Source organism: Streptomyces sp. SM18 (assembly GCF_002910775.2).
In the GTDB taxonomy this organism is placed as follows: Bacteria; Actinomycetota; Actinomycetes; order Streptomycetales; family Streptomycetaceae; genus Streptomyces; species Streptomyces halstedii.
In genome coordinates, this window is sequence record NZ_CP029342.1 from 2,642,426 (window position 1) to 2,657,431 (window position 15,006).

Genomic DNA, 15,006 nt, shown 5'->3' on the forward strand with positions numbered 1-15,006 from the left:
GGTGGGGCTCACGCATAAACGAAGACCCCATCTCGTCACTCTGACGAATAAGGGGGTAGCATCCCCGGCATGAACTCAGCGGACCTTGGGCGACGGGTCGGTGTGCCGTCGACCGCGCTCTTCACCGACCAGTACGAGCTCACGATGGTGCAGGCGGCGCTGAAGGCCGGTACCGCCGACCGGCGCTCCGTCTTCGAGGCCTTCACCCGGAGGCTGCCCGAGGGGCGGCGCTACGGCGTCGTGGCGGGCACCGGGCGGGTGCTGGACGCGGTCGAGAACTTCCACTTCGACGACGAGATGCTGGCCTTCCTCCGGGACCAGCGCGTGGTGGACACGGCCACCGTGGACTGGCTGGCCGACTACCGCTTCCGCGGCGACATCTGGGGCTACCCGGAGGGCGAGGTGTACTTCCCCGGCTCGCCGCTCCTGCGGGTCGAGGGCACCTTCGCCGAGTGCGTGCTGCTGGAGACGGTGATCCTGTCGATCCTCAACCACGACTCGGCGATCGCTGCGGCGGCGTCCCGGATGTCCTCGGCGGCGAGCGGGCGCAACCTGATCGAGATGGGCGCGCGGCGCACCCACGAGCTGTCCGCGGTGGCGGCGTCACGCGCCGCGTACATCGGCGGCTTCCACACCACCTCGGACCTCGCGGCGGGCTTCCGGTACAACATCCCGACGGTCGGGACGAGCGCGCACGCCTTCACCCTGCTGCACGACAGCGAGCGGGACGCGTTCCGGGCGCAGGTGGACTCGCTGGGCCGGGACACCACGCTGCTGGTGGACACCTACGACGTCGCCGAGGCGGTCCGTACGGCGGTGGAGATCGCCGGGCCGGAGCTGGGAGCGGTGCGCATCGACTCGGGCGACCTGCTGCTGGTCGCGCACCGGGTGAGGCAGCAGCTGGACGAGCTGGGCGCCACGGAGACGAAGATCGTGGTGACCTCCGACCTGGACGAGTACGCGATCGCCTCACTGGCCGCCGCGCCCGTGGACGCCTACGGGGTGGGCACGCAGCTGGTCACCGGCAGCGGGCACCCGACGTGCTCGATGGTCTACAAGCTGGTGGCCCGCGCGGAGTCCGCCGACCCCGGTGCCCCGCTGCTCCCGGTGGCGAAGAAGTCACTGGGCGCGAAGACGTCGAGGGGCGGCCGCAAGTGGGCGGCCCGCCGGACGGACGCCTACGGGGTGGCCGAGGCGGAGGTGATCGGCACCGGCGAGGTACCGGCGGACCTGGTGGACCGGCAGCTCCAGACCGAGCTGGTCCGGGGCGGCGAGGTGGTCGCCCGGGAGCCGCTGGAGGCGGCGCGCGACCGGCACGTCACGGCGCGGGCCGGGCTGCCGATGTCGGCGATGCAGCTGTCACGGGGCGAGCCGGTCCTGCCCACCGAGTACGTGTGAGGGCCCGGGCGCCACGCGGGGGCGCGCCGTGCGGGGGCCGGGGGCCGCACGAGGGGGAGCGGGCCGGCCCGGCGTGCGCCGTACGCGCCGGGCGGGGCGCGCCCGGGGCCACCCGCCGGGCGTTACCCCTCCCGGAGGCCCCGCCGAGTCTCTAGGCTCGAAGACGTCCCCACCGTTCCCTCCCCTGTCCGCCGCCCCTCCCCCACCCGTCGCCACCCGAACCCCCACCGAAGGACAACCGTCATGCATCGCGCCTTGATCGTCGTCGACGTTCAGAACGACTTCTGCGAGGGCGGCAGCCTCGCGGTGGCGGGCGGCGCCGATGTCGCCGCCGCCATCACCGACCTGATCGGCGAGGCCCGCCCCGGCTACCGCCACGTGGTGGCCACCCGGGACCACCACATCGACCCGGGAGACCACTTCTCGGCCACCCCCGACTTCGAGCACTCCTGGCCGGCGCACTGCGTCGCGGGCACCGAGGGGGTCGGCTTCCACCCGAACTTCGCCCCGGCCGTCGCCTCCGGCGCCATCGACACCGTCTTCGACAAGGGCGCGTACGAGGCCGCCTACAGCGGTTTCGAGGGCACCGACGAGAACGGCACCGGGCTGGCCCGGTGGCTGCGGGAGCGGTCCGTCACCGCCGTGGACGTCGTCGGCATCGCCACGGACCACTGTGTGCGGGCCACCGCCCTGGACGCGGTCCGTGAGGGCTTCGAGACGCACGTCCTGCTGGACCTGACGGCGGGCGTCTCCGAGGCCACCACCGAGCGGGCCCTGGAGGACATGCGGGCGGCCGGTGTGGAGCTGTCCGGCAAGCCCGTCGCCTGAGACCCGGACGGCGAGCGCGCCGCCCGCGTCCCGGACGGCGGTGCGGAGCCACCCTGGCGCGCGCGGCGCCCGCCACACGCCCTGGGGGCGCTCAGGCGGCCGGGCAGGCCGGTCCGGCGTATCCGGCGGACCCCAGCAGCGCCCGGATCGGGTGCCAGAGCTCCTGGGCGGCCCCCGGTGCCGCCCGCCACAGCAGCCCGTCCGGGTGGTGCAGCACCGCCGTGATCTCGTCCGGGGTGGGCGGCTGGGCGTTGCCCCGGAGGTAGACGGCGCGCAGCCCCAGGTTGCGGAGCCTGGTCAGGGCCCGCGCCCGGTTCGCGGCGTGCACGAGCACCCGTACCGGGGCCCCGGTGCCCCCGGCTCCGTCCGGCGGGCGGTTCAGGGCCAGGGCCACCACCACCGTGCCGTTCGGCAATCTGCAGAATCCTCCGCCTGCCATGTTTCCGCACTCCCCGCTCATGGCCTGTCGGCCGGCCTCCGGTCGGGCGGCCGCGCCTGGGAATCGCATGTACCAGGCCGCTGCCACCACCTGATCGAAGGCCGCCCGACAGGCTGTAAGACGTCGCGTCAATAAGGATCGGTCACGACGCACCTAAACACGATCGGCCGCCGCCCGCTAGTGGGCGACGGCCGATCAAGCTCTGACCTGCGGTGTTGCTGATTACCGGCCCGAGGGGCCGACCTTCACGGTCATCGTGGAGCCGCTGAGGGGCTCGTTGACGATCGTGATCCGGGTGTTGGTGTCAGGGACCTTCACACTTCCGGTGGGGTTCTCCTTGTACCAGTAGGTGCCCAGCCGGTCGTCGAAGACCGGCACGCCCAGCGACGGCTTGATCTTCAGCGCCACGTCGGCGTTGTGCAGCGTGAAGCCCTTGTTCGGGTACCAGCTGAACGGCGCGTCGAACGGCTGGATCTTGTTGCGCAGGACCGTGCCGTCCTTCCACTTCAGCGGCTTCGCGTGCGAGTCCACCGGCAGGATCAGGCCGTGGCCCTCGTGCTGCGAGGTGTTGTTGTCCTTCTGGGAGGTGTCCCAGAGCCACACCATCAGGCCGTTCTGGTACGAGTAGTGCTCGACCCAGTCGGGGCGGGTGGTGGAGAAGCCGAAGTTGTACGGGCCGACCTCGAGGGTCTTGTCGTACGAGACGTACTGGCGGTTCTCGGCGATGTAGTACTGCGGGTAGTCGTTGGTGAACGACTCACCGATCCGCGAGAAGCCCTTGGCGGTCCAGCCGTTGTCGTCGCCCTCGGCGCCGTCCGAGAAGACCACGGCGCCGTCGGCGGTGATCGTGAGGGCGTCGGCGGTGAAGCCCTTGCCGCCCGCGCCGCCGTCCGTCTGGTAGCGGAAGCGGAGGTCGATCTTCTTGCCCGCGTAGGCGTCCAGCGGGAACGACAGCTTCTGGTAGGCGCCGGAGACGTCCGTCAGGGCCGGCTTGTCGCTGGCGTCCCGCGGAATGGCCTTGCCGTCCGCCGTGCCGTCGAGCGCGGTCCAGCTGGAGCCGCCGTTCTCGGACACCTCGGTGTAGAGGTAGTCGTAGTCGGCCTCGATGTCGTACCAGCCGGAGAGGTCCAGCGAGGCGGACGTCTTGCCGGTGAGGTCGACCGAGCGGGTCAGGGTGTTCGACAGGTCGTCACCCATCTCGCTCCACCACTGCTTGGTGCCCTCGGCCGGCTTGACGACCGTGGTGGTGACGGGCTTCTTGGGCAGCTCGACGACGAGCGCCTGCTTGTCCTTGGTGTTGTACTCCGAGACACCCAGCTTGTGGGTCGACTTCGTCGCGGCCTTGGCCTTGTCGTAGTCGAGCCAGCCGAGCTGGAGCTTGTCCCAGGCGGTCATGTCGCCGGGGAGGTTGCCGATCTGGCCGTCGCCGGTGCCGAGCCAGGATCCGGCCGACATCAGGGACCAGAAACCGACCGAGTTCTCGCCGCCGCCGGAGGTGTCGTAGAGGTCCGGGAGGCCGAGGTCGTGGGCGTACTCGTGGGCGAAGACGCCCAGGCCGCCGTTCTCGGGCTGGGCGGTGTAGTCACCGACCCAGTAGCCCGTGTCACCGATCTCGGCGCCACCGGCCTTGTTGTCCGTGGGGCCCGTCGCACCGGCGTTGGTGCCGTACGCATACCAGCGGTGCGCCCAGATGGCGTCGGTGCCCTGGACGCCGCCGCCCGCGGACTCGTCCTCGCCCGCGTGGACGATCTGGAAGTGGTCGATGTAGCCGTCGGGCTCGTTGAAGTCGCCGTCGCCGTCGTAGTCGTACCGGTCCCACTGGTCGTACTGGGAGAGGTCGGCCTTGATCTGGTCGAGCGTGCGGCCCTTGGCCTTCTGGTCGGCGACCCAGGCGTTGACGCCGTCGCGGATCAGGTCCCACACGTTGGCGCAGTTGGTCGAGCCACAGTAGTTCGAGCCGTAACGGGCCTCGTTGTACGGGACCTTGACCCAGTCGGAGACCTCACCGTCGACCGAGTAGCGCCCGGAGGACGTCTTCTCGTAGTAGGTCTTCAGCGACTCCTTGCCCTTGCCCTGGCCGAAGTACAGGTCCTGGAAGTGGCCCTGGTCGTAATCGGCCTGCCAGGCGGTGCTGTTGTCCTTCTTCGGGTCCGGCTTGGCTATCTGGTTGTGCAGGGGGCCGGGCGTGCCGCCGTACTTCTTGACGGGCGGCTTCGGGCCGTCGCCGTCGGGGTCGTACATCGTGGTGTCGTCGACCTGGTCGCCGAACTCCACAAGGATGGTGAAGATCTTGTCGGTCTTCTCGCGGCCGAGCTCGACGTACTTGCTCTTGCCGAGCTGGACGACCTTCGAACCGCCGCGGGTCGTCACCTTCTTGTCCCCGGACAGCACCTGCTCCAGCGCGGACTGACGCTGCGCGTCCCGCTGCTTGCTGAAGGGGCCTTCGAGGTCGTGCTCATGCGCCTTGACCGGCGCGGGGTCGCGGCGGTCCACGGTGGTGGCGCCGGATCCCGGCGTCTTGTCGTCCGCCTGCGCGGTGGCGAATGTGGACGCCGTCGCGGCGGTGGCGATCAGGGCCACGGCTACCGCGGTCGCGCGTAGCGACCGTCTCTGAGTGCTCACGTGATGCAGTCCTCCCCGGCGTTCGCGATCGCGGCCGAAGGGGGGTGAAGAGCGGGCCGCGCGCGTCAACGCGTCACAAGTGACGACATTCGATCGGAGTTATGAGAGAAAAGACAGATCTTGACTTGGACAGGCCAAGTGCATTATGCGGGAGGCGCTTTCCGCTATCCGGACGCGCGCCTCTGTCGCACCGGGCCAACCGGCTTGAACGACACGGTGGTTGACGCGCGAGTGACTCCGTGCGCCCCCTGTGCACCGGCACCGGGGGCAGGGCCACGCTTACCGCGTACCGGGGCCGGGCATCCACCGTCGTAGGGGCGATCGTCCGTACGAACGCGCCGAGCGACTGCCCCATCCGACACCCGGAGGACGGATTCCGCCATGCCGCGTCTCAGTGCCGCCCAGGTCTTCTACGGTTCGGCCACGGTCGTCCTCTCCGCGCTCGCCATGCTGCTGCTGTCCCGCACGGACTCCGGTGCGGGTGTGGCGGTCATCGGCGCCGCCGCGCTGGTGCTCGGCCTCCTGGTGGCCGTGACCGCGCCCCGGCCGGGACGGGCCAGGGCCCTGCGGACGGCGGGCGCCTCGGGCACCGCCCGTGCCCCGCACCGGGTCGAGGCCGTCAGGACGGCCGCCCGCGCGCACCGCGCCGGCGACCACTCGCTGCACCGCTGAACCGCCCCCGGCCTCACCGGACGGCCACGACCACCGTCTTGCCCGCCTTGTCCTGGAGCCCCTGGCGGTACGGCTTGTCGGTGAACATCAGCACGATGTTGACGAGCCACCACAGGCACGGGCAGCACAGCAGCGCCGGGACCCAGAGCACGACGGCCCGCAGCAGCGAGGACGTGGTGTCGGGCACCGAACCGTCGTTGAGCATCGCCACCCGCATCTTCAGCAGTCGCTTGCCGGGCGTGCGCCCGTCCTTGTGCGTGAAGTACGTGTCGTAGGCGACGTAGACCACCACGCCGATCAGCGACCAGATCAGCTGGTGGCCGTTGTAGGAGTTGCTGATCGCGTTGCCGAAGTCGTTGTTGTTCGCGTTGTTGCCGACGTCGACCGCGCCTCCGAAGGGCAGCGAGATCAGGTAGAGCGGGATCGAGATGATGAGGAAGTCGATCAGCCGCGCCAGGATCCGCTTGCCCGGCTCGGCGAGCGGCGGCATCCCGGCCAGCGGGTCGGTGCCCCCGTACGGACCACCGCCGCCGTACGGACCCGGGTCGTACGGCGGCGGTGGCGCGCCGCCGCCGTAGGGCGAGCCGTCCTGACCGGGCGGCGTCCCGTGCGGCGGCCGCTTGGAGAAGGGATCGTCCTCGGGCGGCTCACCGGGCGGCGGCGGTTCGTTGCTCATGGGGGCAGTGCACCCCGGCCCGGAAAGGCCCGCAACGGCTCAGGTCCCTTCGGGGGACGGAGCGTCAGCACACGGGCGTACGCGGGGGTTCGACGGCGTGCGGCCGGGGCCGGGACGCTCCCGGCCGGCGCGCTCAGCCCGCGACGAAGGTACGGGCCGCCTTGTCGTGCCAGCACTGGCGCCACGGGCGGTCGATCAGACACCAGAGCACGTTGACCACACCGACGACGAGCAGGCCCAGCACCCCGTACACCAGCCAGCGGCGCAGCGCGGCCTTGACGGTGGGCGGACCGTGCGACTCGATGTCCCGGACCTCGACCCCGCAGAGCCTCTTGCCCAGGGTGCGGCCCCACTTGGCGGTGGGCAGGGCCTCCAGCAGGAAGCCGAGCACCAGGAAGGCGGCGACCACCGCGCCGAGCAGTCCGGCCGTGGTGGAGTCCAGCAGCCACACGGTGACCGTCTCGCCGGTCTGCTTCGCGGCGTCGATCTTCCGGTCGACATGATCCAGTGCCCGGGTCGCCAGCGGGAACCCGACCGCCCCGACGAGCGCGCCGAGCACCACCGTGTCCAGGAGCCGGGCGGCCAGCCGCTTGCCGAGCCCGGCCGGGCGGGCCGCCGCCTGGGCGCGGGCGAGCTGCTGGAAGGGGTCGTCGACGGGCGGCTTCCACGGGGTGACCGGCTGCTGCCCCTCGGGCGGGGCCGCCTGCCGGTGCCGCGCCGGGACGGCCTGCGGCTGCTGTGGGGCGGGCGTCTGCTCGGGCCGGGCGAGCTGGTGAACCTGCTGCGGCCAGGAGTCGGGCGGACCGGCCGGTGCGGGGAGCTGGGGCGGGGTCGGCCGGGACGGTGCCCGCGCGCTGTTCCGCGCCGGGGCCGGCACGGGGCCCGGCGCCGGGTTCCGCACGGGGCCCTGCGGGTCGCTCCGTACGGGGTCCGGGGCGCGCGGTGTCCGCTCGGGTGCCTGCGGGGCGGGGGTGGGCGGCAGCGCGCGCATCGTCATGGTGCCCTCGGCGGGCGGCGCGCCGTCCTCGCCAGGCTGCGGTGTACGGGTGCCGCCGCGCCCCACGGCGCGGATGGTGACGGTGCCCTCGGTCGGCGGGCGCGGGCCCGCGTCGTCCGGCCGGCCGGCCCCGGGGGCGGTGCCGGGCGTGCCGCTGCCGCCGTCCCGCATCCCCGGCAGCGCGACCCGCGCCGGTCCGGGCGCGGCGGGCCGGCGCGGGTCGGCGGGCGCGGGCACGGAGGGGTCGGGGGCGGGCGGTGCCACGTCGCGGTGGACGGGGCCGGAGGGCGCGGGGTCGTAGGGCACGAGGGCCGCCGCAGCGGGGTCCCGGGGACCGGGCTCCGGTGCCGCCGGGGCGGCGGGCGCGGGTGCCGGGGAGGCCGAGCGGGGGTCGGGGCCGCCGCCCCAGGAGACCCGGCGGTCCTGGTCGCCGAAGCCCGTCTGCCGGGAGGTGTCGGCCTGCCAGGCGGTCGCCGGTTCGGGCCGGTTGTCGCCCGTGGCGTCCGGGACGCCGCCGGTCCGCCCGGCCTCGTCGGGCGCCTCGGCCTCGTCGAAGTACATCGGCCCGGTCTCGTCCACCGGGGCGGCGCGCGGCGCGGGCGGCCCCGGGGCGGCGGGCGCGGCGGACGGCTCGGCCTGCGGCGGTGCGGGGCGGCTCGTACCGGGGACCCAGGAGGCGCCGTTCCAGTACCGGACGTAACCGGGGATGGACGGGTCGGGGTAGTACCCCTCGCGGGGGCTTTCGTCACCGGGTGCCGGGGTTGGGGCGCTCATCACCGTGGTCCCGTATCTCTTCGAGTCCTCGGGCCGACCGGTGACATGCTCGTGGCGGTCGGCCCCCATACATAAGGGTCCACATCTATCAGACCCGCGCGCGCCCCCGGGCCTGTCCTGCTGTTTGGACCACTTTCAGGGCTCGGGGAAGATTTTCTGGGAAGTCGCGTCATGGAGAGCGCGGAGGGCTCTCTCTCCTTGTGCGGACCGGTCAGGGGACCGGCCCCTACGAGCACCGGAAGGTCGTGCACCCTCATGCAGAACGTCGTGGAACGTGAACTGGAAGTCAAGTTGGTCCTCTCGCCCGAGCGCTCCCTCCCCGTACCGGCGCGGCTCTCCTACATCACCGCCGACCCGTACGCCGTGCACATCACGTTCCACATCGGCTCCGAGGCTCCCGTGCACTGGACGTTCGCCCGGGAGTTGCTGGTGGAGGGGGTGTTCAGGCCGTGCGGGCACGGGGACGTGCGGATCTGGCCCACCAAGACCCGCAACCGCCAGGTGATCTGCGTGGCACTCACCTCCCCCGACGGCAACGCCCTGCTGGAGCTGCCCTCGACCGCCGTCGCCGCGTGGACCGAGCGCACGCTGCGGGTGGTCCCTCCCGGATCGGAGAGCGCGCTGCTGGGACTGGACGGCGCGCTCGCCGAGCTGCTGGCCCCGATGCCCGCCGACGACCTGTGGCTGAGCGATCCGTGGTCCGCGGACGATCCCCCGGAGGCCGAGTCCTGAACGCCCCGGGCCGGAAAGGCTTCCCGGGGCGGAGAAAGCGCCCCGGGTCAGAAGAGCTTTCCGGGGTTGAGCAGCCCCAGGGGATCGAAGGCCGCCTTGACGGCCCGCTGCAACTCCACACCGACCTCGCCCAGTTCGCGGGCGAGCCACTCCTTCTTCAGTACGCCGACGCCGTGTTCGCCGGTGATGGTGCCGCCCAGTGCGAGGCCGAGCGCCATGATCTCGTCGAAGGAGGCGCGGGCCCTGCCGGACTCGTCGGGGTCGGTGTGGTCGAAGCAGACGACGGGGTGCGTGTTGCCGTCCCCGGCGTGGGCGCAGACCCCGATGGTGAGGCCGTACTTCTCGGCCACGGCCGCGGTGCCCTCCAGCATCGCGCCGAGCCGGGAGCGTGGTACGCACACGTCGTCGATCATCGTGGCCGGCTTGACGGTCTCCAGCGCGGGGAGCGACAGGCGGCGTGCCTGGAGGAGGAGTTCGGACTCGGCGGTGTCCTCGGCGGGCACCACCTCGGTGGCCCCGGCCGCGGTGCACAGCTCCCCCACGGCCGCGAGGTCGGCAGCCGGGTCCGGCGTGTCGAAGGCGCAGAGCAGCAGCGCCTCGGTGGACTCCGGAAGCCCCATGCCGGCCATGGCGTTGACGGCCCGGACCGTCGTACGGTCCATCAGTTCGAGGAGTGAAGGGGTGTGTCCGCGCTCCATGATCCGGCAGACGGCGTCGCAGGCGGTGGCGGCGGACGGGAACTCGGCGGCCAGGACCAGCTGGCGGGGCGGTTGCGGCCGGAGCGCGAGGACGGCCTTGACCACGATGCCGAGGGTGCCCTCGGCGCCGACGAAGAGCCGGGTGAGGTCGTATCCGGCCACGCCCTTGGCCGTGCGGCGGCCGGTGTCGAGCAGCCGTCCGTCGGCCAGCACGACCTGGAGCCCGAGGACGTACTCGGCGGTGACCCCGTACTTCACGCAGCACAGGCCGCCGGACGCGGTCCCGATGTTGCCGCCGATGGTGCACGTCTCCCAGCTGGAGGGGTCCGGCGGGTAGTACAGCCCGTGTTCGCCGACCGCCCGGGACAGCGTGGCGTTGACGACGCCGGGTTCGACCACGGCGATCCGGTCGACCGGGCTGATCTCCAGGATCCGGTCCATCTTCACCAGGGAGAGCACGACACAGCCGTCGGTGGCGTTGGCCGCGCCCGACAGGCCCGTCCGGGCACCCTGGGGCACCACCGGGACCCGTAGCGCGGTGGCGGTCCGCATGACGTGCTGGACCTCCTCGACCGTGCGCGGGAGCACGACGACGGCGGGGGCGCCCGCGTCGCAGAAGCTCGCCATGTCGTGGGCGTACGAGGCGGTGACGTCCGGGTCCGTGAGCACGGCCGCGGCCGGCAGTCCCGCGCGGAGTCGTTCGACGAGAGCGTCCATGATCCCAGCGTGGCATCCGGGGCCAATGGTGTGAACCCTTCCACGCCGCCCTTCCCGGAGCGCGATGTGATCGTCGTACTGACGCAGAGTGACGACCATGGATGCCAAGCCGCAGCAGAACCCGGAACCCCCCGCTTCCCCCCTGCCGCCGGAAGGTGCGACGGCCGTGTCACCGCCTCCCCCGCCGATGCGGACCACCCTGCGCAGGGCCGCCTTCGGTGCCGTGGCCGCCGCGGTGCTCGTCGCCGGCGCTCTGGTCGCCGTACCCGACGAGGAGGAGCCGGCCGCGACGCCCGCTCCGGGGCCGGTGGGCCGCGCCGAGGCCGCGGCGGCGGCCGGCTCCCCGGCGTCGCTGTCCGACCTCACCGCGCTCATCGGCGACCGGCAGAAGTGGGTGGAGACCCATCCCTCGGACGCGCCGGCCTGGGCGGTGCTCGGCGCGGCATACGTCCAGTGGGGCAGCCGGGCGGCCGACGCGTCCTCCTTCCCGCGCGCCGAGAAGGCCCTCCAGCGCTCGCTGGCCGCGCAGCCCGGCGAACGCGGGAACACCCAGGCCTGGACCGGGCTCGGCGCACTCGCCAACGCCCGGCACGACTACGTGGCCGCGAAGAAGTGGGGCGAGACGGTCCGCGCGCGGCAGCCGAAGAGCTGGACGGTGTACCCGGTCCTGATCGACGCGTACACCGGCCTGGGCGACCAGGAGGCCGCGGCGAAGGCCACGGAGACGTTCGGGACGCTGCGGGGCGGCGTGGCCGCGCTGGGCCGGACCTCGGACATGTACCGCGCCCAGGGCTGGCGCGAGGACGCCCTGGCCACCGCCCAGGAGGCCGCCGACCGCGCCAGGACCCCCGCCGAGAAGGCCGACGCGCTGCACCGGCTGGGTGACCTGGCGTGGGAACGCGGCGAACCGGCGGAGGCCCTCGCCCAGTACGAGGGCGCCCTGCGCACCGACCGCGGCCACCTCGTCTCCCGGGCCGGCCGGGCCCGCGCCCTGGCCGCCCTGGACCGCACGGACGAGGCGCTGGCCGACTACCTCACGGTGACGGCGAAGCTGCCGGACCCGCGGTACGTCCTCGAACTGGGCGAACTCTACGAGGCGTCGGGCCTGGACGGCGACGCCCGTACCCAGTACGCCAAGCTCCGCGAACTGCTCGGCACGGCGAAGGCCGCCGGGGTGAACGAGTCCCTGACCGAGGCCCGCTTCGAGGCCGACCACGGCGACCCGGAGGCCGCGGTGGAGCTGATGGAGAAGGAGTGGGCGGAGCTGCGCCGCAGCGCGGAGGTGGCGGACGCGCTCGGCTGGGCGCTGCACCGGGCGGGCCGGACCGAGGAGGGCGTGCAGTACGCGGAGCGCGCGCTGGAGAGCGGCGTACGGAACGCCTCGTACGCCTACCACCTGGGCGTGATCGAGAGCGCCCTCGGTCAGGACGGGCCGGCCCGCTCGCGCCTGGAGGAGGCGCTCCGGACCAACCCGGACTTCTCCCCGCTGGCCGCTCCCCTGGCCGAGGAGGCCCTGGAGTCGCTGGGCGAGCCGGACCCGGGCGGCCCGGCGGAGGTCCGTCCGCCGTCGAGCCAGGCCGCCGCACCGGCGGACCCGGAGCCGTCCGGGACCGCGGGCGGTGCCGGAGGGGGGCGGGGAGTCGCGTCCGAGGAGGGCGGGGGTTCCCCGGACGGGACGGCACCGGGCGGGCCGGGCGCCGCCGCACCGAGTGCGGCACCCGGCCGGACGCCGGGCGGGGAGCCGGGGACCGGGGTGAAGGCGGCCGCGGCGGCCGCCTCCTGAGCTGACGGAAGCGGCCGGGTGCCGGATCTGGGCGGTGCCGGGGCCGGACGCCGGATTCTGGTCCGGATCGGTGGTGACAGCGGAACGGGCCCTCCCGGCGGGAGGGCCCGTTCCGTCGTGCGTACCGGCCCGGCCTACAGGTTGCCGCGCTTCTCCTGCTCGCGCTCGATCGCCTCGAACAGGGCCTTGAAGTTGCCCTTGCCGAAGCCCATCGACCCGTGCCGCTCGATCATCTCGAAGAAGACGGTCGGACGGTCCTGGACCGGCTTGGTGAAGATCTGGAGCAGGTAGCCGTCCTCGTCGCGGTCGACCAGGATCTTCAGCTCACGCAGCGTCTCCACGGGCACCCGGGTCTCGCCCGCCCACTCGCCGAGCGTGTCGTAGTACGAGTCGGGGGTGTCCAGGAACTGCACACCGGCCGCCCGCATCGCGCGCACGGAGCCGACGATGTCGTTCGTGGCGAGCGCGATGTGCTGGACGCCCGCGCCGCCGTAGAACTCCAGGTACTCGTCGATCTGCGACTTCTTCTTCGCGATCGCCGGCTCGTTGATCGGGAACTTCACCTTCAGCGTGCCGTCGGCGACGACCTTCGACATCAGGGCGGAGTACTCGGTGGCGATGTCGTCGCCCACGAACTCCTTCATGTTGGTGAAGCCCATGACCGTGTTGTAGAAGGTCACCCACTCGTTCATCCGGCCGAGTTCGACGTTGCCGACGCAGTGGTCGACGGCCTGGAAGGTGCGCTTGGAGGGCGGCTCCACGATGGGGTCGGCCGCGGTGTAGCCCGGGAGGTACGGGCCGTCGTAGCCGCCGCGCTCGACCAGGGTGTGGCGGGTCTTGCCGTACGTGGCGATGGCGGCCAGGACGACGGTGCCGTGCTCGTCCTTGACCTCGTGCGGCTCGGTGATGCCGGTGGCGCCGTGCTCGACGGCGTACGCGTACGCGGCGCGGGCGTCCGGCACCTCGATGGCGAGGTCCACCACGCCGTCGCCGTGGGCGGTCACGTGGTCGGCGAGGAAGGTGCCCCACTCGGTGGAGGCCTTGATGACGGAGGTGAGGACGAAGCGGGCCGAGCCGTTGGTCAGGACGTAACTCGCGGTCTCACGGCTGCCGTTCTCCGGTCCGGAGTAGGCGACGAGCTTCATGCCGAAGGCGGTCGAGTAGTAGTGCGCCGCCTGCTTGGCGTTGCCCACCGCGAAGACCACCGCGTCCATTCCCTTGACCGGGAAGGGGTCGGCCTGCCGAGCGGTGTCGGGTGTGGTGTGCACAGTCTCAGTCATGTCGGAAGGTTCCCGCCGCTTCGCAAGGTGCGCAACAGTTCGCGCATTCACTGGGCAATCCGACCAGTGGTTGGCCACCATGGGCGCACTATCTGTACAGGGTGACCATCGGGAGACGGACCATGGCGATCGATCATCTGGACGGCCGGCTCATCGTGCTGCTGGCACGTGAACCACGCATCGGTGTACTGGAGGCGTCCCGGCGGCTCGGGGTGGCGCGCGGGACCGTGCAGGCACGGATGGACCGGCTTCAGTCGAACGGCGTCATCCGCGGTTTCGGCCCGGACGTCGATCCGGCGGCGCTGGGCTACCCGGTCACCGCCTTCGCCACCCTGGAGATCGAGCAGGGGCAGGGGGCGGACGTACGGGCCCACCTGAGCGGCGTGCCGGAGGTGCTGGAGCTGCACACCACGACCGGACAGGGCGACATGCTCTGCCGGCTGGTGGCGCGCTCCAACGCCGATCTGCAACGCGTCATCGACCGGGTCGTCGGCTACGGGGGCATCGTCCGGGCCTCGACGGCGATCGTGATGGAGAACCCGGTACCCCTGCGCGTCATCCCGCTCGTCGAGCAGGCGGCACGGGACGCCGGCTGAGGGGCGGGGCGTACGCCACCGGAGCGGGCGTGGTGCGCCCCGGAGCGGGCGGAGTGTGCGCCCCGGAGCGCAAAGAACCCGCTGCAAAGAGTTCGATGCAAAGAAGTACTTGCAAAGAGGTCTTTGCACGCTCTACAGTCAGGGCATGCCAACCAGCGAACCCGAGGACGGTCCGGCCCCCGCGCCGGACAAGCTGAACATCCACCAGGTCGACGCCCGCACCCTGCGCGGCCTCGCCCACCCTCTGCGCATCCGGCTGATGAACGCCCTCCGGGAGTACGGCCCGGCCACCGCGTCCGGGCTCGCCGACCGGCTCGGCGAGTCCAGCGGCGCCACCAGCTACCACCTGCGGCAGCTCGCGGCGTACGGCTTCGTGGAGGACGACCCGACACGCGGCAAGGGACGCGAGCGCTGGTGGAGGTCGGCGCACGAGGGCACGGCCTTCGGGCCCCCCACCGAGTTCATGAACCACGCCGACCCGGAAGTGCGCGGCGCCATAGGGGTGGTCCTCCACGAGGTCGCCACCCTGCACGCCCAGGAGCTGGGCACCTGGCTCGGGACCATGCACGAATGGCCCGAGGAGTGGCACCGCGGCATGGACGTCAGCGACTTCAAGGTGCGTCTGACCCCGGAGCTCTCGCTGGAGCTCGCCGAGAAGATCCACGAGCTGGTGGACAGCTACCGCAACCGCGTCCCGGAGGGCACCGAGGGATCGGCCGTCGTCCGCACCCAGCTGCACATGTTTCCGCGCCCGACCGACTGACCACGCACACACGACCCACTGGGGGAACCGC

13 protein-coding genes are annotated in these 15,006 nt (G+C 72.4%); 7 read left to right on the forward strand and 6 right to left on the reverse strand.

The annotated features are described in order from the left end of the window. The first annotated feature begins 69 nt into the window (after positions 1 to 69). Positions 70 to 1,398, forward strand: coding sequence for a nicotinate phosphoribosyltransferase (locus tag B9S64_RS11670; RefSeq protein WP_103494018.1), 1,329 nt, complete (start codon positions 70 to 72; stop codon positions 1,396 to 1,398). A gap of 243 nt (positions 1,399 to 1,641) precedes the next feature. Continuing rightward, positions 1,642 to 2,226 (forward strand): isochorismatase family protein, encoded by a 585-nt coding sequence (locus tag B9S64_RS11675; protein ID WP_028442780.1) that lies wholly within the window; start codon positions 1,642 to 1,644, stop codon positions 2,224 to 2,226. Between the two features lie 91 nt (positions 2,227 to 2,317). Here B9S64_RS11675 and B9S64_RS11680 read toward each other — a convergent pair whose 3' ends face one another. Both B9S64_RS11680 and B9S64_RS11685 read right to left on the reverse strand, forming a co-directional pair. Then, positions 2,318 to 2,665 (reverse strand): hypothetical protein, encoded by a 348-nt coding sequence (locus B9S64_RS11680; RefSeq protein WP_103488607.1) that lies wholly within the window; start codon positions 2,663 to 2,665, stop codon positions 2,318 to 2,320. Positions 2,666 to 2,887: 222 nt separating this feature from the next. After that, positions 2,888 to 5,287, reverse strand: a complete 2,400-nt coding sequence (locus tag B9S64_RS11685; protein WP_103488608.1) for an immune inhibitor A domain-containing protein — start codon at positions 5,285 to 5,287, stop codon at positions 2,888 to 2,890. 381 nt (positions 5,288 to 5,668) lie between these two features. Between B9S64_RS11685 and B9S64_RS11690 the strand changes: the two genes are divergently transcribed. Continuing rightward, a complete protein-coding gene (locus B9S64_RS11690) occupies positions 5,669 to 5,959 on the forward strand; it encodes a hypothetical protein (RefSeq protein WP_103488609.1) in 291 nt (96 codons plus the stop codon). 13 nt (positions 5,960 to 5,972) lie between these two features. Here B9S64_RS11690 and B9S64_RS11695 read toward each other — a convergent pair whose 3' ends face one another. Then, positions 5,973 to 6,635 carry an RDD family protein gene (locus tag B9S64_RS11695; protein WP_103488610.1) on the reverse strand — a complete coding sequence of 221 codons (663 nt, stop codon included), beginning with the start codon at positions 6,633 to 6,635 and terminating at the stop codon, positions 5,973 to 5,975. Positions 6,636 to 6,768: 133 nt separating this feature from the next. After that, entirely contained in the window at positions 6,769 to 8,406 is a 1,638-nt protein-coding gene (locus tag B9S64_RS11700) for an RDD family protein (protein ID WP_109492222.1), read from the reverse strand. Between the two features lie 255 nt (positions 8,407 to 8,661). Between B9S64_RS11700 and B9S64_RS11705 the strand changes: the two genes are divergently transcribed. Continuing rightward, positions 8,662 to 9,138 (forward strand): SsgA family sporulation/cell division regulator, encoded by a 477-nt coding sequence (locus B9S64_RS11705; RefSeq protein ID WP_103488991.1) that lies wholly within the window; start codon positions 8,662 to 8,664, stop codon positions 9,136 to 9,138. A gap of 47 nt (positions 9,139 to 9,185) precedes the next feature. Here the strand turns inward: B9S64_RS11705 and B9S64_RS11710 are convergent, their stop codons facing one another. Beyond that, positions 9,186 to 10,553, reverse strand: coding sequence for an FAD-binding oxidoreductase (locus tag B9S64_RS11710; RefSeq protein ID WP_103488992.1), 1,368 nt, complete (start codon positions 10,551 to 10,553; stop codon positions 9,186 to 9,188). Positions 10,554 to 10,650: 97 nt separating this feature from the next. On the opposite strand from B9S64_RS11710, the gene B9S64_RS11715 reads away from it, so the two are divergent. After that, positions 10,651 to 12,336, forward strand: a complete 1,686-nt coding sequence (locus tag B9S64_RS11715; protein ID WP_103489000.1) for a lipopolysaccharide assembly protein LapB — start codon at positions 10,651 to 10,653, stop codon at positions 12,334 to 12,336. Between the two features lie 134 nt (positions 12,337 to 12,470). On the opposite strand, the gene hppD is transcribed toward B9S64_RS11715, so the two are convergent. After that, complete coding sequence (hppD, locus tag B9S64_RS11720) at positions 12,471 to 13,616, reverse strand: 4-hydroxyphenylpyruvate dioxygenase (RefSeq protein ID WP_103488993.1); 1,146 nt, start codon at positions 13,614 to 13,616, stop codon at positions 12,471 to 12,473. A gap of 122 nt (positions 13,617 to 13,738) precedes the next feature. Here hppD and B9S64_RS11725 point away from each other — a divergent pair, with 122 nt between their 5' ends. Both B9S64_RS11725 and B9S64_RS11730 read left to right on the forward strand, forming a co-directional pair. Then, a complete protein-coding gene (locus tag B9S64_RS11725) occupies positions 13,739 to 14,212 on the forward strand; it encodes an Lrp/AsnC family transcriptional regulator (RefSeq protein ID WP_103488994.1) in 474 nt (157 codons plus the stop codon). A gap of 145 nt (positions 14,213 to 14,357) precedes the next feature. Continuing rightward, positions 14,358 to 14,975: a helix-turn-helix transcriptional regulator gene (locus B9S64_RS11730; protein ID WP_037877463.1), complete on the forward strand. Its 618-nt coding sequence runs from the start codon at positions 14,358 to 14,360 to the stop codon at positions 14,973 to 14,975. Positions 14,976 to 15,006: the final 31 nt, after the last annotated feature.